At 44.2% G+C, this 19935-nt stretch carries 17 protein-coding genes; 12 read left to right on the forward strand and 5 right to left on the reverse strand.

The window, feature by feature from the left end:
- Positions 1–145: 145 nt before the first annotated feature.
- The 3 genes from R7O03_RS17580 to R7O03_RS17590 all read left to right on the forward strand — a co-directional run bounded on the left by R7O03_RS17580 (position 146) and on the right by R7O03_RS17590 (position 3188).
- Entirely contained in the window at positions 146–1687 is a 1542-nt protein-coding gene (locus R7O03_RS17580; RefSeq protein ID WP_005376852.1) for a L,D-transpeptidase family protein, read from the forward strand.
- A 166-nt stretch (positions 1688–1853) separates the two neighbouring features.
- Complete coding sequence (locus R7O03_RS17585) at positions 1854–2402, forward strand: DUF882 domain-containing protein (RefSeq protein WP_031778936.1); 549 nt, start codon at positions 1854–1856, stop codon at positions 2400–2402.
- A 129-nt stretch (positions 2403–2531) separates the two neighbouring features.
- Positions 2532–3188, forward strand: a complete 657-nt coding sequence (locus R7O03_RS17590) for an MBL fold metallo-hydrolase (RefSeq protein WP_005376855.1) — start codon at positions 2532–2534, stop codon at positions 3186–3188.
- An 18-nt stretch (positions 3189–3206) separates the two neighbouring features.
- Here R7O03_RS17590 and R7O03_RS17595 read toward each other — a convergent pair whose 3' ends face one another.
- Positions 3207–3872: a DUF2982 domain-containing protein gene (locus R7O03_RS17595; RefSeq protein ID WP_005376857.1), complete on the reverse strand. Its 666-nt coding sequence runs from the start codon at positions 3870–3872 to the stop codon at positions 3207–3209.
- Between the two features lie 273 nt (positions 3873–4145).
- Here R7O03_RS17595 and R7O03_RS17600 point away from each other — a divergent pair, with 273 nt between their 5' ends.
- From R7O03_RS17600 to R7O03_RS17625, 6 genes are all read left to right on the forward strand, one after another.
- Positions 4146–4550 carry a hypothetical protein gene (locus R7O03_RS17600; RefSeq protein ID WP_005376863.1) on the forward strand — a complete coding sequence of 135 codons (405 nt, stop codon included), beginning with the start codon at positions 4146–4148 and terminating at the stop codon, positions 4548–4550.
- Between the two features lie 414 nt (positions 4551–4964).
- Positions 4965–6056 (forward strand): TRAP transporter substrate-binding protein, encoded by a 1092-nt coding sequence (locus R7O03_RS17605; RefSeq protein WP_017636112.1) that lies wholly within the window; start codon positions 4965–4967, stop codon positions 6054–6056.
- Positions 6057–6171: 115 nt separating this feature from the next.
- Entirely contained in the window at positions 6172–6711 is a 540-nt protein-coding gene (locus R7O03_RS17610; protein WP_005376869.1) for a TRAP transporter small permease subunit, read from the forward strand.
- A 12-nt stretch (positions 6712–6723) separates the two neighbouring features.
- Positions 6724–8010 (forward strand): TRAP transporter large permease, encoded by a 1287-nt coding sequence (locus R7O03_RS17615; protein WP_005376871.1) that lies wholly within the window; start codon positions 6724–6726, stop codon positions 8008–8010.
- A 151-nt stretch (positions 8011–8161) separates the two neighbouring features.
- Entirely contained in the window at positions 8162–9517 is a 1356-nt protein-coding gene (locus R7O03_RS17620) for a cache domain-containing protein (protein WP_005386831.1), read from the forward strand.
- Positions 9510–10148 (forward strand): response regulator, encoded by a 639-nt coding sequence (locus R7O03_RS17625; RefSeq protein ID WP_005376875.1) that lies wholly within the window; start codon positions 9510–9512, stop codon positions 10146–10148. The genes R7O03_RS17620 and R7O03_RS17625 overlap by 8 nt, the downstream gene beginning before the upstream one ends.
- A gap of 40 nt (positions 10149–10188) precedes the next feature.
- Here R7O03_RS17625 and R7O03_RS17630 read toward each other — a convergent pair whose 3' ends face one another.
- Positions 10189–10665, reverse strand: coding sequence for a MarR family winged helix-turn-helix transcriptional regulator (locus R7O03_RS17630; protein WP_005376877.1), 477 nt, complete (start codon positions 10663–10665; stop codon positions 10189–10191).
- 387 nt (positions 10666–11052) lie between these two features.
- Between R7O03_RS17630 and R7O03_RS17635 the strand changes: the two genes are divergently transcribed.
- Both R7O03_RS17635 and R7O03_RS17640 read left to right on the forward strand, forming a co-directional pair.
- A complete protein-coding gene (locus R7O03_RS17635) occupies positions 11053–12624 on the forward strand; it encodes a BCCT family transporter (RefSeq protein ID WP_005376879.1) in 1572 nt (523 codons plus the stop codon).
- 231 nt (positions 12625–12855) lie between these two features.
- Positions 12856–14739, forward strand: a complete 1884-nt coding sequence (locus tag R7O03_RS17640; RefSeq protein ID WP_005376880.1) for a methyl-accepting chemotaxis protein — start codon at positions 12856–12858, stop codon at positions 14737–14739.
- A 69-nt stretch (positions 14740–14808) separates the two neighbouring features.
- Here R7O03_RS17640 and R7O03_RS17645 read toward each other — a convergent pair whose 3' ends face one another.
- Positions 14809–15528 carry a 3'-5' exonuclease gene (locus R7O03_RS17645; protein ID WP_005376881.1) on the reverse strand — a complete coding sequence of 240 codons (720 nt, stop codon included), beginning with the start codon at positions 15526–15528 and terminating at the stop codon, positions 14809–14811.
- 8 nt (positions 15529–15536) lie between these two features.
- On the reverse strand, positions 15537–17426 hold the full coding sequence (locus R7O03_RS17650) for a DUF294 nucleotidyltransferase-like domain-containing protein (RefSeq protein ID WP_017636107.1): 1890 nt from the start codon (positions 17424–17426) through the stop codon (positions 15537–15539).
- Positions 17427–17740: 314 nt separating this feature from the next.
- Here R7O03_RS17650 and R7O03_RS17655 point away from each other — a divergent pair, with 314 nt between their 5' ends.
- On the forward strand, positions 17741–18382 hold the full coding sequence (locus R7O03_RS17655) for an outer membrane beta-barrel protein (protein ID WP_017820457.1): 642 nt from the start codon (positions 17741–17743) through the stop codon (positions 18380–18382).
- 89 nt (positions 18383–18471) lie between these two features.
- On the opposite strand, the gene R7O03_RS17660 is transcribed toward R7O03_RS17655, so the two are convergent.
- A complete protein-coding gene (locus R7O03_RS17660) occupies positions 18472–19662 on the reverse strand; it encodes an amino acid aminotransferase (RefSeq protein WP_017636105.1) in 1191 nt (396 codons plus the stop codon).
- Between the last annotated feature and the right edge of the window lie 273 nt (positions 19663–19935).

Below are 19935 nucleotides of genomic sequence, written 5' to 3' on the forward strand. Positions count from 1 at the left end.
TTGAGTAATTACTTATAGAGAGTTTTGTTGTCGTTTTCGGCATCAGATTCTTAATTTTAAACCTGCAAGCTGTGAGATATTTGCCATACTTTTTATTATGGCAAGTAGCGCAAGGATCATTTCAGTGTTTGCTAGGGTTTTAATCATGACGGCACTTCTGGTGCCGTTTTGCAGCTTTTCCACCGTCGTTTCTCTCGAAGCTTCAGCGCAAGTCGAGCAAGAGGGAGCGGTACAAAAGCTGTCTGTAGAAAAAATGATCCATTATCCAGAGGTGATTGATCAACTGTATCAAAGCACCAATTACCGTTTGAACTGGGAAAATGAAAGTGATATTGAGCAGTTTCTTTTTCAAGTAAACCTGGTTGCACTTGCGGATGTCACCGACGAATTCGAAAATCAACTTCACCGGATAAACCAAGTAAGGTGGCAGGGAGATAATCTCGACTTCGATTTAGTGATGACAGATTCACTCTTGATGTACCTTAGTTATCTTGAGCAACTCCCCGAAGAAGGGATTAATTGGCTATTTACAGACAAAGCCCATGTTACGTTACCCGCTCCTAGCATCGATACTTTATCGGTTCTGAGTAATGAGATTACGGTTGGCAAACTTGGTCAGTTTTTGGCAAGTCTCCGGTCTCCATTACAAACAGATGATGCTTTCTACTCCGCCTATTCTTCGCTATCGGAACATTCTCAGTACCAATATCCTGCCTATCAACAAACTGGGCTAGCACGTGTTGGCGATATATTGGAAAACAGACCCCTATTGATTGAGCGAATGGAGATCGTAGGCGTAGATGTTTCTTACTTGGATTTAGTCACTGAAGAATATGACGAACAATTAGAGCTTGCGATAAAAGAGTTCCAGCGTATTCATGGTTTGAAAGAAGATGGCGTTATCGGCCCGAATACCATTCGATGGATCAACTTTTCTCCTCAAGAGCGATTGCATCTGTTGGCGTTGAATTCTGAGCGTTCAAGAATTTGGTCGAAAGAAAGGGATAATGTTGTCTTTGTTAACGTGCCTGGATACGAAGTCACGTATTGGCATGACGGTCAACCCTTGTTTGAGTCTAAAGTCGTGGTAGGGAGAGCATCAAGAAAAACGCCCATCATGTCGGTAGCACTGGATTCAGTTATTCTCAACCCAACTTGGAACGTGCCTTGGACTATCATGGTTAAAGACATTATTCCTAAAGTAAAACGTAATCCGATGTATTTGATTAACCATAACATTCAAATCATTCGGTCTTGGACTTCGAACGAAATTATTGACCCTACAACCATCAATTGGGCAACGGTGAATCCGAGAACATTTCCTTATCGTATGCGACAGGCGTCGGGCTTACAAAATGCACTGGGATTGTACAAGTTCAATATGCCTAACCCACAAGCTATTTATTTGCATGACACGCCAAGTAAGAACTTGTTTGAACAGGACAGACGCGCATTCAGCTCAGGATGTGTTCGTGTAGAACATGCAGACCAGCTAGCAGAACTTCTGTTCAAAACTCAGGGGTTGGAAGAACGTTTAGCGAAAAAGCGAGAAAGTTCTCGTCGGTCTAACACGTCAGTTCCTTTGGGAGAGCGCATTCAAGTACACATCATTTATCAAACAGCATGGTTGGAAGAGGGAACGCTTTACTACCGTGATGATATCTATAAGTACGATCACCGCAGTTGAAATCTTTAAGGAAAATTTACAAAACGAAGAATTCTCTTTTCGTTCAATAATTAAACAATAATTACTGCGTCTGAAAATCAAGATGGAGTGTTTTATGCGTTTGACGTGACAAATGTGTTTGGTTAATGTCCACGACTTGTCTAGTTGTTGAGCACTGTATTTTGAAATGGTAAGTCGTAACTTTTCCCGCCGAGATTTCCTTAAAATGACCGCTGGTGGTGTGGTGTTGGCGTCTGCCCTGCCATCATTTTCTTGGGCTTCACTCCCTGACGAGCCACGTGCGCTGGCGATGAACAATCTTAATACTGGAGAGATCCTCGAAACATGCTATTTCGATGGAAAACGATACATTAATGATGAACTTCAAAGGCTGAATGAGTTTTGTCGAGACCATCGACGGAATGAGGTTCATCCGATGGATCGACGCTTGTTCGATCAAATAAGCCAAATTCAAAAGTTAATTGGTACAGAAGCAGAGGTGATCGTCATTTCAGGTTACCGTTCTCCTGCCACTAATGCCTCGCTGCGCAACGGGTCTTCTCGTGTAGCGAAAAAGAGCATGCACATGGAAGGAAAGGCCATTGATTTCCGTTTAGACGGTGTGAAGCTTTCAACAGTTCGTGATGCTGCATTAAGCCTAAAAGCCGGTGGCGTGGGTTATTATCCAGGCAGTAACTTTGTTCATATCGATACGGGTGCTGTTCGTTCTTGGTAGTGCCAGTTGAGACAAGGTTTCTAGTCTCAGAACGTCGTCGATTACCCACAGTTCAAAGCTTGAAGTCGCTAGGCCTTAGTGTCATAGTTGCGGCAGTTTTCACGCAAATTTATTCGGTATAGGTTATCTATGGCTCTGAAATACCAAGTTGTTCCAGTAACATCTTTCTCTCAAAACTGTTCTATTGTCTGGTGTGACGAAACCATGAAAGGTATTGTGGTTGACCCAGGCGGCGATGAAAAGCAGCTCGCTATGCTTATCAAAGAGCTGGGTGTTGACGTGGTAAACCTAGTGCTAACACACGGTCACTTGGACCACGTAGGTGGCACGGAGCCGCTGTCTGCACTGCTTGGCGGTACAGAGATTGTTGGCCCTCACAAGGCAGATAACTTCTGGTTGCAAGGTTTGGAAGGTCAGAGCCAAATGTTTGGTTTCCCGCTGACAGAAGCGTTTGAACCGCACCAATGGCTAAATGAGGGTGACACTGTCACTTTTGGTAATCAAGTGCTGAATGTATTCCACACACCTGGTCATACACCTGGTCACGTTGTGCTTTACAGTGAAGAAGCGCGTTTAGCGTTTGTGGGTGACGTTTTGTTTAACGGTAGCATTGGTCGAACTGACTTCCCACAAGGTGATTTCAATACGTTGATTAGCTCTATCAAAGAGAAATTGTGGCCTTTAGGCAATGATGTCACGTTTGTCCCTGGTCACGGCCCTCAATCGACTTTCGGTCATGAGCGTAAAACTAACCCGTTCGTTGCTGACGAGATGCCGCTTTACTAAAAGTGCGTGTACTAAGCATTATTCTGGCTCGGCGGCAGCTAAGTATCGCCGAGTCAGTCCCACAAAATCCTCAGCCTCACGATCTAGATCACTTGCTGATATAAATAGATCATAGCCATAAAAGCCTCTCTGATACTTCATCCGGTTGGCGAGCATCGCTAACAAACCTTTGTACTCAATCCCATCTCTGTTTATATACGGTTTAGGGTCAAGCACCATATCCTCAAACTTATCTTCACACTGATTTTGTTTTGCGCCTAAGTAAAGCAGTGCTCGCTGGCTGAGGAGAATTTCTGTCGCTATACGAGGGCAGATTGAATTTAAGTAGGGTGAGTAGTGTTTTAGACGAATACCGATCCAAGGTAGCGGTTGGTGCCACCCTTCCTGTTGGTAGCTACAAATACCGATTGACTCAATATTTCGCCATCTGACGACCCAACCCCCTTTAAAAAGGTGTTGCTGAAAGTGAGAAGCTGTCAGCGTAAAAGTGACTTGGCTTTTCTTAATCATCAAGATGGCGAAACCAACGATTGCAGACATCAAAATGACCGACAACATGGCTTGCTTCCATCCCGGAGAAATGGCAACCAAAAACAAAGTGATGAGTGCAACGAGTAACAAAAGTATTCTGTTGATAGGGGAGTCGGGTTTGAAATGTGAATTTGTTAGGTGCAGCGTTTCCATGCTTATAACCTCATCGAATACTTGTTCAAAAATGAGTGGGCAGCTTTATGTGCATTGACTTGCATTTAAAATAAAACAAACCTCTGTTTTTATACCCAGTATTCAATAAATCCGTTCATAAAATATCTGATTAAATAGTAGACGTTCTATGCTTTGAGCGCATTTTTCATCGCGTTTCGCCGCTAAAACCTACAAATTGCTTGTGAATTTTGGTATAAAACGCGCTTCAAATTTTCATCCCTGCTGAGATGCAGTGAACTGGAGAAATATTCAATGAGACTTGCTCATAAGCGTAAAGTGCAGATGAAACTGCAAAAACGCATTAAAGCGACAGTAGCAAACTTAGCTGCAGCACCTAAAGCAGTGAAGCCTGTTGCGGAAAAAGCAGTAGCACCTTCTGTTGCTGAAAAAGCTGTTGCGGAGAAAGTAGTAGCTGATAAAAAAGTAGCTGCAGTGAAAACAGTTGATGTTGCCCTTACTCCTAAGCAACAACAAGTATTAGACATCGTTATGGCGAATGCTGAAGGTATTAACCCTAAAGGCATCGGTCTAGCTGCAGGTCAAGAAGATACTAAAGCGGCATCATGGGCTACTGGCGCACTAAAGAAGCTTCTTGAAGAAAACCTAGTTCAAAAAGAGCAGTTAGCAGGTAACAAAGTTATCTACAAAGCAGTTTAATTACCGCTACCGTTCTAGATTGAATACCTCGGCCGATGCCGAGGTATTTTTTTATCTTGGTATTGGAAATAATGCATTAAGTACTCACTTTAACACTGCCAATAAGTGGTTTGTCACATTTTCTTAAATACTATGTAAATTTTTTGGCAGAAAAATACGTACGTATTGTCTTTTATTTTTATTCATAGATAAAAATATAATTTATTGATTTTGCTATTAACAGTCTTTTTTCATGACGGTTGTCCTACGTACTTGTACGTAATACCTTAGGCTAATGCCTTATTGATGAATCACTCGCTTCCGTGTTCATGCCCATTTCGCATTAGAAAACATTGTTACATCTTTTATACCGAATACAGCCAATCCTAATGAAATGGATGACAACAATAACCTTGGTGATAAAGGACGTGAACGATGAGTCTAATCCAAAAATCTTTAAAACGAGTGCTCAAAACAACCGCTGTCGCTGCCGCGATGGCACTCGCGGCGACTTCTGTAAACGCTGCTGAAAAAGTCTATCGTTTAAAGCTTGCTGAAACTTGGGGGCCTAATTTCCCAATTTTTGGTGATACCACAAAAAACATGGCCAAAATGGCGGAAGAGATGTCCAACGGACGTTTGCAAATCCGCATTGATTCCGCAAACAAGCATAAAGCGCCTTTTGGGGTGTTTGATATGGTTAAGTCGGGTCAGTATGACATGGGTCACTCAGCGTCTTATTACTGGAAGGGTAAGGTTCCAAACACACTTTACTTCACTTCTATGCCCTTCGGTATGTTGCCAACTGAGCAGTATGCATGGTTTTACTACGGCGGTGGTATGGAGCTGATGGAAAAAGTGTACTCTCCACATAACTTGATGTCTTTCCCTGGCGGTAATACCGATACTCAGATGGGCGGGTGGTTCCAAAAAGAGATCAAGTCCGTCGAGGACTTACAGGGTTTGAAAATGCGGATCCCAGGGTTTGCTGGTGAGATTTTGGCTGAATTAGGTGCCAAGCCAACGAATATCGCCCCTGGTGAGCTATATACCTCTCTAGAGCGTCGCACAATTGATGCCCTGGAATGGGTTGGTCCATCGCTGGATCTACGTATGGGCTTCCACAAAATCGCGCCTTACTACTACACAGGTTGGCATGAGCCAGCGACTGAGCTTCAGTTCCTCGTTAACAAGCGCACCTGGAACCGTCTACCTGATGATCTAAAAGCGATTTTGCAAGTAGCCATGAAAACGGCCGCTTACGATATGTACACGCAATCGAAACACGAAAGCGGCAAAAACTGGGCATCTATTAAGTCTGAATACCCAAATGTTGAAGTAAAAGATTTCCCACCTGAAGTCGTAGCTGCGTTGCGAGAAGCAAACGATCGTTTGTTGAAAGAACATGCAGAAAAAGATGCTTTGGCGAAAGAGATTCAAGAGTCGCAAGCGAACTATATGAATCAAGTTCGACCATGGTCAGATATTTCGCACCGAGCGTACTTAAACAGTCAAGCTCAACAATAACGTTATGAAGCAGGCGACGCTGAGAGGTTTAGCCTGCTATCGAAGCCCAAGAAAACTTCATAATGAATGCTCCGCACCATAGCGGAGCGCATCTAAACGTTCCACGGAGTTCGGAATGAGAAGTCTTATTTATATTGAGCGATTATTTAACCGCTTTAGCGATTTTCTCGGATGGTTATCCAGCATCCTGTTTATTTTGTTGTTAGCAAACGTTGTGTACGACGTTGTCATGCGTTACGTGTTTAATGATGTGTCTATCGCATTCCAAGAAATGGAATGGCATCTATTCTCTGCCGTGTTCTTGCTTGGTGTGCCTTACGCAATTAAGTCCGGTGGCCATGTTCGCGTCGACATTTTTTATGAACGCTTATCTTACAAAGCACAATCCATCATCGACATCATAGGCACACTATTTTTCTTATTCCCTTTTTGCCTACTGGTAGCTTGGTTTGGTATTGATTTCGCCAAGGAAAGTTACGCGTTAGGCGAGACGTCTGGTGACCCAGGTGGCTTACCATATCGTTGGATTATCAAAGCGATGATTCCGCTGTCATTTTTCTTTATGGCGGTGAGTGGTATTGGATTGTTACTTCATTCAATCAACAAAATTGTCAACCCTCATCTCATCTATGCCGGTAATAACGGTAAGTCGTAAAAGGAAGTCATTATGATCGGTATAGTGATGTTTTTTGTTGCGCTCTTTGCGCTTCTATTGGGATTTCCCGTTGCCTTTACTTTTGGTGGTATCGCGCTGATTTTTGGTGTTTGGGCTGAAGGCATCGAGATGTTTGCTTTTATGCCATATCGAATTCAGTCCATTATGGAAAATACGGTGCTAATGGCCGTACCGCTGTTCGTTTTTATGGGGCTAGTGCTACAGAAAACGAAGCTTGCTGAACAGCTACTAGAATCAATGGGGCGTTTGTTCGGTGGCGTTCGCGGTGGTATCGCTATTTCTACCGTGTTAGTTGGCGCATTGCTTGCAGCTTCAACGGGTGTGGTAGGCGCATCAGTTGTTGCGATGGGCTTAATATCTCTTCCTGTGATGCTCAAGTACAATTACGACAAAGGTTTAGCGTGTGGGACTATTTGTGCGTCTGGCACGTTGGGCCAAATTATCCCACCTTCTATCGTGTTGATCTTGTTGGGTGATGTACTTGGCGTACCGGTAGGGGACCTATTTCAAGCTGCGATCTGGCCCGGTATTACACTTGTTGGCGCCTATGTGATCTACATTCTCATCTACGCGAAGTTGAACCCTCAAGCCGCACAGGCGATAGAGCGTGATGAGTCGATCAGTCGTAAACAAGAAGTGCTCACCGCACTGAAAGCTGTATTGCCACCTTTAGCATTGATCATCGTGGTATTGGGCTCCATCTTTGCAGGGATTGCAACACCAACAGAGTCAGCGGCACTGGGCGGTGCAGGTGCGATAATTTTATCGCTATTGTATAAACAGTTTAGTTGGTCGATGATTTATGATGCATCAAAAGAGACAGTTAAGGTAACCGCAATGGTCTTTGCGATCTTACTTGGTGCGACCGCCTTCTCAATGGCATTTACCTACACCGGTGGTGATTATTTAGTTGAAGAGTGGATGTTAGAACTGCCGGGTGAAAAGTGGGGATTCCTTATTATTACCATGGTGGTGATTCTGATTTTAGGTTTCTTTATCGACTTCGTTGAAATCTGTTTTATCATCGTGCCAATTATTGCGCCAGTCGCTGAATTGATGGGCATTAATATGACGTGGTTTGCGATTCTTATTGCGATGAACTTGCAGACGTCGTTCCTCACACCGCCATTTGGCTTTAGTTTGTTCTATCTAAAAGGTGTCGCTCCAGCAGGGGTTACTACGCGTGATATCTACAAAGGTGTGATGCCGTTCATCGCGATTCAGATTGTTGTGTTGGCGTCTTTGCTGTTTTTCCCAGGTTTTTACGGTATGAGTTAATCACTCGATAATAAAGAGATTTTGTGAACTGAGAGTTTTTACCTTTTGAGACAAGTTGTTAAGCTGTTAATTATGTCTATGCAGACACAATCGATTCGTTTGTACTGCTAAGATAGTAAGCTGTAAAGGCAGCGTTTCATGGAGGGAAGGGATGCCTCTCAAAGCAAAGTTAATTCTGCTGACACTGATACCCGTGGTATTGGTGTCAGCGAGTATCAGCTGGATCTCTATCTATCAAACCAAGACCCTTGGCAAAAGGGAGGTAGAGATCTTTCATCAAAACCTGATCCAATCAAAAGAAGCGGCGCTGAAAGATACGGTCGACGTCGCTTTTGACTCCATTTCTTACATCTACAACGATCCGACTTTAGAAGAGAGTGTTGCCAAAACGCGTGTGAAAGCGATTTTAAATCGTTTGAGTTATGGGTCGGACGGCTATTTTTTTGCTTATGATAAATATGGTACCAACCTTGTACACCCAGTTCTTCCGGAGCTTGTCGGGGAAAACTTACTCTATCTTGAAGACGAAAATGGCGATCGCTTAATCGAAGCTCTATTGTATCAAGCGCAATCCGGTGGTGGATTTCATCAGTACCTGTGGCAAAAGCCATCTACGGGTGAAGTTGTCCCTAAGCTTAGTTACGCTGCATGGCTCGATAAGTGGGAATGGATGATAGGGACTGGGCTGTATATTGAGGATGTAAGCCGAGAAGTCGCCAATATGCGCGCGGCGGTGAACAAAAATATCGAAACGACATTTTTCTCAGTCGTCGTGATCTTAGCGGTGACCGTTGCTGTAATCATTGTTCTCACTCTGGCGATCAATCTGCATGAGCATCGCCTCGCTGATAAGAACCTGAAAGAATTGGCACATAAAACCGTGATGTTCCAAGAAGATGAGAAAAAGCATTTAGCGCGAGAACTGCACGATGGAATCAATCAGTTGTTAGTCTCCAGTAAATGTCATTTAGACTTAATGAGTCATAGACTGGAAGACGAAAAACTCAAATCCCACTTAGATAAATCACAACGATCGCTCGTCACCGCGATAAATGAGGTGCGGCATATTTCTCATCAGCTCCGTCCAAGCGCCCTCGATGATATCGGTTTAGAAGCAGCACTGACGACCTTGCTACAGGATTTTCATTCCCATTCCGGGATTGATATCGAGAGCAATTTCGATACTCAGCAGCACAAACTGACTTCGGAAGTCGCAACGACGCTATATCGCGTCGCTCAGGAGTCTTTGAATAACATTGAAAAACATGCGCGAGCGAAAAAAGTAACGGTTACTTTGCAAAAAATGGGCAATATGCTGCAATTACTCATACGTGATGATGGCGTTGGATTTGTGGTTAACCAAGCAGTGCACCAACAAGGGATTGGGTTAAGGAACATGCAAGAGCGTGTAGAGTTCATCGGTGGTGAATTTGAGCTAATGAGTGAGCTTGGCTTGGGAACAGAGATTACTGTGCTGCTTAATTTGGATGAAATAGTTTATGGATAAACCGATTAGTGTAGTGATTGTCGATGATCATCAAGTGGTATTGGATGGCTTCATGGCTCGTTTGGAGTTAGAGCCTGACATCGAAGTGGTGGGTACAGCAAGTAATGGTTTGGAAGCGATAGAGGTCGCAAAGCACTTGCAACCGGACGTCATATTGATGGATATCAGCATGCCTATAATGAACGGTATTGAAGCGACTGGTGTAATTAAAGAAGCGCGCCCAGAGAGCAAAATACTTATGTTGACCATGCACGATAATCGCGAGTACATCATGAAGGTCATGCAAGCTGGTGCCGTAGGATATATGCTCAAGGAAATCTCGGCCGAGAAAATGGTGCAAGCAATAAAAACGGTGAACCAAGGTTCGACGTATTTCTGTGAATCCGTCACACAAACACTCTTTACCCAAGAAGTGGTGCCTGCCACGCAAAAAACGAATCCTCTCAGCCGCAGGGAAGAAGCGGTACTTAAATTAGTTGCTCAAGGAAACAGCAGCAAGAAAATCGCCACTTTACTCAATATTAGTTATCGAACGGTAGAGACGCATCGCCATAACATTAAGCACAAGTTGGACTTACATTCGACGGCAGAGTTAGCAAAATATGCGTTTGAAACTGGGTTGACTGAGTAGGAGAGTAGTGCCCGCAAAAAGCGAGCACGTGGGAGCGAAACTAATCGGCTTTGGTAATGCTACCAAGCTCTAGCATTGGAGCAACATCGATGTCCTCTGCATTCATCATCGTCGAGATGCGTTGAACGGAAGATAGTAGAAGGGATTGCTCCCATTCTTCCAATTTTTGGAATCGATTAATGAAGTGCTCTTGCAGCGGCGTTGGTGCTTGTTTTAAGGCTTCTTGGCCCTTGCTCGTAAGTACAGCATGCACTTTACGCTTGTCTTGAACACTGCGCTGACGCTCAACAAACTGGCCTCGTTCTAGTCTATCTAGAATGGTCGTTGCGGTCGCTTGGCTCATGTTAGTGTGGCTAGACAACTGTTTAATCGTCACGTTATCTAAGTCATTGATAGCGCGCATCAAAATCAACTGTGGAGCAGTCAATCCAGACTCTTTGCTCAGCTTTTTAGAATGTAAATCAATAGCGCGGATGATCTGACGAATCGAGACCAATACTTCTTCGTACTTTTCCAATTTATTCATCCAGTCTGTAGGGAACATTTATCGAGGCGACACTAACTTAAATGCGCCCTTATTTAAAGGGGGGAAATCAAAAATTACCTCTACAATTTTACGCCGTGTCCTCAATACCATTTTGTCGCGCCTTTTCGACAAAATAAGAAGAGCTAAAATTATTATAGCAATAAATGTTTGTGGTCTAACTATTGTGGTAGTGATTTGTTCTATCAAAGGCCGAAACCACACAGTGAAAAGTAAGTTATTGGATTTTTTAATAGCAAAAAGATAGACAAAAACGTGTCAAATGATAGGATCTTGCGCCTTCACGGAATGCAAAACGTATCGTGTTCGAAAGATTTTTTTGTTTGGTACGTAAAAACACTACAAAAATAGAGAGGAACGATGACAAAGGGTATAGATAAGTACAGTATCGATAGTACCGACTATACGGTAGGTCAGGACAACGTTCAAAAATGGGGTTTTGATGTTCATAACCCAGTTTTTGGTATTAGTGCAGGTTTAATTGCGCTGTTTCTTGTCGCTGCATTAGTTCTAGATGCACATACCGCAAAGACGGCACTTGATGGGCTGAAGTGGAAAATTATTGGTTCATTCGATTGGTTGTTCATTATTGCAGGTAACATTTTCGTTATTTTCTGTTTGGCGCTTATCGTCTCACCAATGGGTAAGATTCGACTAGGTGGTAAAGACGCTGTTGCCGATTACTCGTTTATGTCATGGCTTGCAATGCTATTTGCAGCTGGTATGGGTATCGGTTTAATGTTCTGGAGTGTTGCAGAACCTGTCGCTTACTTCACCGGTTGGTATGAAACGCCACTTGGTGTTGAGGCAAATACACCAGAAGCCGCGAGATTGGCACTGGGTGCAACTATGTTCCACTGGGGCCTTCACCCATGGGCAATTTACGGTGTTGTAGCACTTTCTTTAGCATTCTTTGCCTACAACAAAGGTTTACCGCTATCTATGCGTTCGATCTTCTACCCACTTCTGGGTGATCGTGCATGGGGTTGGGCTGGCCACATTGTGGACATTCTGGCTGTGCTTGCGACTTTATTTGGTCTTGCTACATCCCTAGGTCTAGGTGCGCAGCAAGCAGCAAGTGGTATTCATCACGTATTTGGTGTTGAGCCAGGCCTAGGTCTGCAAATCGTCGTTATTACCGTGGTGACTTTACTTGCTGTTGTTTCAGTCGTACGCGGCATCGATGGTGGTGTTAAAGTCATTAGTAACATCAACATGGTTGTGGCGTTCTTGCTACTTCTCCTTGTTGGTCTTATCGGTTGGGCGGCGAGCCTAGGTTCGATTCCAACCACACTTATGGCATATGTAGAGAATATCATCCCACTAAGTAACCCGTTTGGTCGTACGGACGAAGCTTGGTTCCAAGGCTGGACAGTGTTCTACTGGGCTTGGTGGATTTCATGGTCGCCATTCGTAGGCATGTTCATCGCGCGTGTTTCTCGTGGTCGTACCGTTCGCGAGTTCATCACAGCAGTTCTACTGGTTCCAACTGCGGTTACCGTTGTTTGGATGTCTGTATTTGGTGGCCTGGCGATCGAGCAAGTTGTTGATAAAGTAGGTGAGCTGGGCACAAATGGCTTGACTGACGTATCACTTGCTATGTTCCAAATGTTTGATGTTCTTCCATTTGGTAGCATGCTTTCTATCATCGCTGTTGTGCTGGTACTTGTGTTCTTCATTACGTCTTCTGACTCTGGTTCACTTGTTATCGACAGTATCACGGCAGGTGGTAAAGTCGATGCACCTGTGCTTCAACGTGTCTTCTGGGCATTCATGGAAGGTGCAATTGCGGTTGCTCTGCTATGGATTGGTGGCTCCGAGGCGGTTCAAGCTCTTCAGGCCGGTGCCATTTCTACAGCACTGCCATTTACCTTCATTCTGCTTGCAATGTGTGTGAGCTTATTGATGGGTATGCGAACTGAGCGTCAGTAATTCGGCATTTTATAAAACCGTCTGACTAACAATTAATCAAAAGGCCAGCAATTTGCTGGCTTTTTTTGTGCGGTTTTTATGACGCTCGAGACAAAAAAATGACACATGAAAGTTCATATTTTACAAAGAGTTAATGTGCTATTTTGTTTTTTAAAAATTAGTGAATAGTCGTAAAAAAGTGTGTAATATTCATGCACCTTAACTGTTCTCCCAACTCAAAAAACTATAAATATGAAATTATCATTAAAACAAAAGCTTATAGGCGCAAGCCTTTCTGCTGTTGTTGTGATGGCAACAGCACTTACTTGGTTGTCGGCTGGTCAATTATTTGATCAGACTCGTTCAGGTGTCTATTCACGTGCGCAAAGTCTTAGTACTACTGCGTCAGAGGGAATTTCTGATTGGGTCAATATCCGTAAAGATATTGCCACTGCGTTCAACGATTACTCGACCGAGCAAGACGTTGTTCCTTTCCTACAACAAGCTCGCAAGGCTGGTGGCTTCGATGACATCTTCCTTGGTACACCAAACGGTGATATGTACCGCTCTCATCCGGAGCGTAACCGTGCTGATTATGACCCTCGCACACGTCCTTGGTACAAGGATGCTGATGCCGCAGGTAAGCAAATCATCACAGCCGCATATCAAGACGCAATCACGAATGCACTACTTGTGACCATTGCTGAGCCAGTAATGAAAAATGGTCAGTTTGTTGGTGTTGTTGGTGCGGACGTACTGATCGATCAGCTTATCAGCGATGTGATTAACTTAGATGCAGGTGAAAACGCGCATGCGATGCTAATCGACATGAATGAAGGCACCTTCTTAGCGCATCCAGATAAAAGCTTGACGCTTAAGCCTATCACCAGTGTTCTAAAAGATTTTTCAGAAGAGGCAATTGAGCGCGCCGCCGATGAAGGTCGTATCGAAGATACGGTAATCAAAGGAAAAGAGAAGCTTTACTACTTCAATAAAGTTCCTGGTACGCATTGGATGTTTGCGATTGAAATGGATCGCGCAACAGAAGAAGCAGGTCATGCGGTATTGCTACGAGATCTATTGTTCACTGCTGTGGCGATCACGATTGTGGTTATTCTTGCAGTTTCTTGGCTAGTTGGTTTCTTGTTCCGTGACTTGAACCGCGTATCAAATGCACTGGAAGAAATTGCATCTGGCGAAGGTGACTTAACGCAACGCCTAGAGCCACGCAGTGATGATGAAGTAGGTAAACTGGCGGAAAACTTCAACCGTTTTGTTGGCAACATGCACACAATGGTTACTAAGCTTAGCCACGTATCTTCTGCGCTTTCAGAGCAAGCACGCACGACAGCACAGCAAGCTGAGGAGCGTAGTCAGCGTATCTCTTACCAGCAAGATGAAATCAACATGGTGGCGACGGCTGTGAACGAAATGGCAGCAGCGACACAAGAAATTGCAGGTAATGCTGATAGCACGGCAAGTAACTCAGAAGAAGCGGTTCAAGCTTGTTCACATGGTTCTAGCCAAGTAACTCAAACGCAAGGCTCTATTCAGAACTTAGCGCAAGAAGTTCAAGTTGCTACTGATGTGATTCAAGAGCTAGAAGCACACGGAAATAGCATCAATACGATTCTATCAACGATTCAAGGCATTGCAGAGCAAACGAACCTACTTGCACTTAACGCGGCGATCGAAGCGGCACGTGCAGGTGAGCAAGGCCGTGGTTTTGCTGTGGTTGCAGATGAAGTCCGCGTATTGAGCCAACGTACTCATGCTTCAACGCAAGAGATTCAAGAAACTATCGAGATGCTACAAGGCACAACAGCTAAAGCGGTCGGTATTATGGGTGACAGTCGTCGTCTAGCTGATACCAGTGTTGATGATGCCAATGCGGCTGCAGCGAGCTTGACGCAAATCCACACTGCTGTTGAGCGTATCAGTGATATGGCAACGCAGATTGCTTCAGCAGCAGAAGAGCAAGCATCGGTAACCACTGAGATCACTCGTAACACTGAAGGTATTCGTGACGTGTCTAACGAGTTGTCAGTCGAAGCTCATCAAGCAGCAGAACAAGCTGCTCACCTGTCTGAGCTATCACACGAACTTGAACAAGAGATTCAACGCTTTAAGCTGTAATCTTGTCTCAACCTAAGTAAAAAGGAGCCATCTGGCTCCTTTTTTGATCGCTATTAAGCGTGAAGTATACTACAGCCAGAACTCACTGATGGGTTGCTCTTCACTGTAATGATGGGCGATTTGCGCTTGCAGTAGCTCTGCGGTAGCAATTGCATCGGTTAATGCATGGTGAGGCGTATAGTCTGGCAGCCCATAACGGCGTCGAGATTGCGCTAGCCGAACCGATTCTGGTTTTTTCCCTTTTAAACGCTCCCAGAGAGAGCCTGAACGTTTCTGTTGAATCGTTTCTTCAAGGTGCAGCGTATCTAAAACAGGAAACTCAATACCTTCCCCTAAACGGCTTTTGAGCGCTTTATCCAGAAACTCTCTCTCGATACGACGGTAATGAACAACAATGATTTTCCCGCTTAAGCATGGTAGCAGCTCGCTTAAGATATCGCCTAAGTCAGGTGCATCGATCAATTCGCTGTGAGTAATACCGTGTATAATGACTGAATCTTCATCGAGTGCACGCTGTGGACGTACCTTCCAATGACGCGAGTTACGTAGGAAAATTCGCTTCAGGTTAAACGGCACCAAACCAATAGTAATGATGTCATGTTTTTCAGGATTCAAACCCGTCGTTTCGAAATCTAACGCCACGAACTCCACCTCAGATAACGGTGTTTCTGGAGCAGGCGGCTTGTTGCTATAAAACGCAATTAAATTCTCATCCTTCGCCATCTCCAGCTTTTGTTCAAACTTCGTTGGCCACTGAATGGTTGGCTTCTGAAAGAGCTTTTTAATCATGCTAAACCTCACTTAAAGCTCTTGTTCGCTTGGTAGCGGAACTTAAGGAAATTTTGACCATTGCTTAGGATCTGGAATGCATCCTTTAGGTTGCGACGTTCAAACTCAGAGAGGTTTTCTGGTTCGATATTGTTATCAGGATCAATGCCTAGTTCCACATCCGTCGCTTGGTGACGAATACGCACCATGGAAATAAACTCTAACGCGTCTTTTAAGTCTTGTGCTCGACCTTTTGGCAAAATGCCAGCATCAATGATGTCGTCGAGACGCTCAAACGAGTTCTGTGCACGTGAACCAACCGCCAGAGAGTGAACGCGAATTAAGTCGACCAGAGGAGCAGTACCGCGACGTTTGAGGTTGATGGAGTTGTTGTGTCTGCCATCTTTTTCCATCACGAAGTCTTTAAAGAAGCCCAGAGGTGGTGTTCTGTTTAGTGCGTTACGAGCCAAACACGCTAAGAAGCGGTTGTTCTTTCGAGCGCGACGAACAATAAAGCTAGTTAACTGTTCTGCCCATTTTAAGCGGCCATAGACGCCATCCAAGTCGAAAAAGATGGAGGCGTTGAGTAGTGCTTTCGGGTTCGGGTTATCAATCCAGTCAGCAAAACACTCTTCCCACTCTGAACGAGTCATGCGCCACAGTGGGTTGGTTGCCATAATATCGCCTGTGCAATATTTGTAGCCACAGGCATCTAACCCATCGCTGACGTATTTTGCTAGGGCTTCGAAGTATTTACCATGTTTCTCTTCTTGATAAGTTTCATCTAGAATGATGGCGTTATCTTGGTCAGTTACCAACAGTTGCTCATCTCGCCCCATTGAGCCAAGTGCAAGGAAACAATAAGGAATTGGCGGTGGGCCAAGCTCTTCTTCTGCCATTTCTAGCAGACGCTGTTTGAAGCTTCGGCCAATGACCGACATCGCGCTACCCACCATGTGAGAGTTGGCATCTTCATTGACCAAACGCACGAAGCTGCTTTTCACTTCTTCGGCAACAACTGCTAAATCTTCGATAGTCTGTTGTTGGAAAATACTACTCACCAACAACAACGAATTCTGAGATTCATAACGAACAATGTCGGTTGTTTCGATAATACCGATTGGTAATTGGTTTTTTACCACTGGTAGGTGATGTACGTTGTAACGCAGCATCGTTAACATTGCTTCATAGATGTAAGCGTTGTGGTCAAGAGACATGACCTCCGTGGTCATCACACTGGACACATCGTCCTGTGGGGACAAACCTTCAGCTAACACACGGGTACACAAGTCACGGTCAGTAATGATACCAAGTACTGGGGACTGTGGATCGTCTTCGTCACGAACGAAATCTGGGTCGACGATAAGTAAAGCCGATACGTTGTCATTCGCCATTTGCTGCGCGGCTTGCTGGATTGTCTGACCACGATCAATCGTATGAGCATCGCCAGTCAGCAAGGTTTTCACTTTTGACGTCGTCAGGTCATTGGCGTCTTTGTTTTCTGAAATGGCTTGGCGTAAACGAGCGCTATTTTCAACTTCAACAAAATCCGCAAAGGAATCAAAGTTATCGTAAATTTCTTGGAAAATGTCACCAGGAATACAGTAGAGCAGGGTATCCTCAATGGCTTTTACCGGAAAGCGGACTTTGTTATTGGTGAGCATGCCCATCTGGCCAAATAGGTCACCTTCGTCAAGGCGGTTATAAAGCTCACCTTTGCGTCGATAAACTTCAACAACACCGCTTCGCACCACGTATAAATCTTGGATATAGTCTCCAAAATGGATGATGGGGGTATCTTCTCGGTAGTACGAGATTTCGACACTCTCTGTCACCTTGTTTAGTGTTTCTTCAGGGAGTTCATTGAACGGGGGATACTTGGCGAGAAAGTTGTAAATCTCGAGAAGTTCTGCATCCATCGAAGGCGCCTTTTAGTTCGCAAATAATAAAGTAATCTTAACTTAGTTTTAAAACAGAGTCTTATCTGAACCGCGATTTTCGTGCTCAGTCATAAGATTCTGACATATCGCACGATAAGGGAGCTTCATTTTTACTACTATATGGCCACCTCAATTGAAAAAGACGTCGTCGATATGTTTTCTTCGTGATGACTGATTAGATCTTTGGCTGTTTCAGATCGTTATCACGTCTTTAGATTACGCTATTCTTCTTGAGCCAAGTAGCTCAGGCGATGGAATACAGTGTTTAGATAATTCTCATGAAAGGAAGTCGAATGGTGAGAAATTTATTGCTTGTTTCTTTAGCTGCTTTGCCGGCGATATCAAGCGCAGCGGTCATGGACCAAGCAGAAAAATTTGGGTACGAACACATTCATTTGGATGTTGGTGCCGGAACGACAAACGAAGAATGGTTAGATAACTCTAATGCGACCACAGTTGGACTCGGTGGTAACTATTTGTTTACTGAGAACTGGTTGTTTAATGTTGATTACTCAGCGCAGTTTTTCCATCCGGATGATTTTACTCTTCGCATTGACCGCCTTTTGTTTGGTGGTGGTTACCGCTACGGAGTTACAGAGCAATTCGATATCTACGGGCTATATGGAATAGGCGCAATCAAAGCGAAAGCGACGGACGACAAAACGGATAATACGTTGTCTTCCGATAGCGAATTGATTCAAGCTGTAACTGTTGGGGTGAATTACTTGCTCAGTGAAAAGCTTATTGCGACAGCTGAAGTGGAGTTGAACCGTAGTGATATCGTTGATGAGAACAATTTTAAGATCGGTCTTAACTACCAATGGCATAAAGTCATCGGCACTGGTCTTTTTTATCAGTTTAGAGATACTGATTACAGCGGTGAAAGCTCAGATTACGTCAATGAAGTAGGGCTGAGTTTGAAGTTTGTCTACTAGATCGGACGGGTTCGTTTTTGGCGTTAAGTTAAAACAAAAAAGGTCAGCTTATGCTGACCTTTCCTTTTAATAAAGTATGCGACAGTCGATTATAAAACCGCTGCAATGCCTTTACACAGAGGGCCCATATTTGACTTCGTCATACCAGCAACACTGATTCGGCCAGAACCGACAATGTAAATACCGAACTCTTCTTTAAGGCGGTTAACTTGCTCTTTAGAAAGACCAGAGAAAGAGAACATACCATTTTGACGTTCGATGAAACTAAAGTCTGCGTCCACACCCTCTGCTTTTAGTGTCGCTACAAATAGTTCACGCATTTCTTGAATACGGTCACGCATTTCTGCTACTTCAGCTTCCCATTCCGCACGCATTTCGGCGTTGCCAAGAATGTGAGTCACGACAGCGCTGCCGTGTGCAGGTGGGTTAGAGTAGATAGAGCGAATAATGGCTTTAACTTGAGAAAAAGCGGTTGTTGCGACTTCTTCTGACTCTGCTACTAACGTGAAGGCACCTACGCGTTCATTGTATAGGCCAAAGTTTTTCGAGAAAGAGCTCGCGACTAGGATTTCTTTGTTGTATTTAGCAAAAGTACGAAGACCTGCAGCATCTTCTTCCACACCTTTAGCAAAGCCTTGGTAGGCGAAGTCGAACAGAGGAAGCAACTTCTTCTCTGCGACAAGTTTCGCCAATGTTTCCCATTCTTCAGCTGTAGGATCGATCCCTGTAGGGTTGTGACAGCAGCCGTGTAGAAGCACGATGTCGCCTTCAGATGCAGATTGCAGATCATTTAGCATCGCGTCGAAGTCTTTGTCTTTTGTTTCAGCATTGTAGTAGCTGTATTGTGCCGTTTCGATACCAGCAGCAGTAAATACGCCGTTGTGGTTCGCCCATGTAGGATTGCTGATCCAGATCTTTACATCGCCTAGTTGACGTTTAATGAACTCGCCGGCAACACGTAGTGCACCAGTACCACCCGGAGCTTGCGCTGTTTTAGCGCGTTTTTCGTTTACAATTTCTGCATCAGAGCCGAAAAGCAGTTTTTGCACTGCAATACCGTACTCTGCTGTGCCTTCGATGGTTAGGTAAGATTTGGTTTTTTCAGTTTCAACAAGTGCTGCTTCAGCTTTCTTTACTGTCGCAAGAACGGGAGTTTCGCCTTGCTCGTTTTTGTAAATACCTACGCCAAGGTTAATTTTGTCTGCGCGAGCATCTTTTTTAAACTCTTCAGTAAGGCCAAGAATAGGGTCAGCCGGAGCGGCAACTACTTTTTCAAACATAATCTTCATCCATGTTAATCGAAGGGGTGTGCTAACATTTATACCTTTCAGCAATATTGGTTACAACCGTTACTGAAAAGAAAACCTAAAAAAGTTGCGATTTGAAACAGAATTCTAACATAACTAAAGTTTTTGCCATGAAAACGTTTGGTAGGCACAGAGTTTGAAGGGCATTTATGCCATGGTTGGAGAAGTTTTGCACACATCCCAATCGTTTCAATTCAGTGCTTTGCGTTAACGCGTTTATAATTGTCTAGTGAGGATTTGTTGAGA

This window comes from Vibrio sp. Vb2960 (assembly GCF_033337665.1).
Lineage (GTDB): Bacteria > Pseudomonadota > Gammaproteobacteria > Enterobacterales > Vibrionaceae > Vibrio > Vibrio alginolyticus.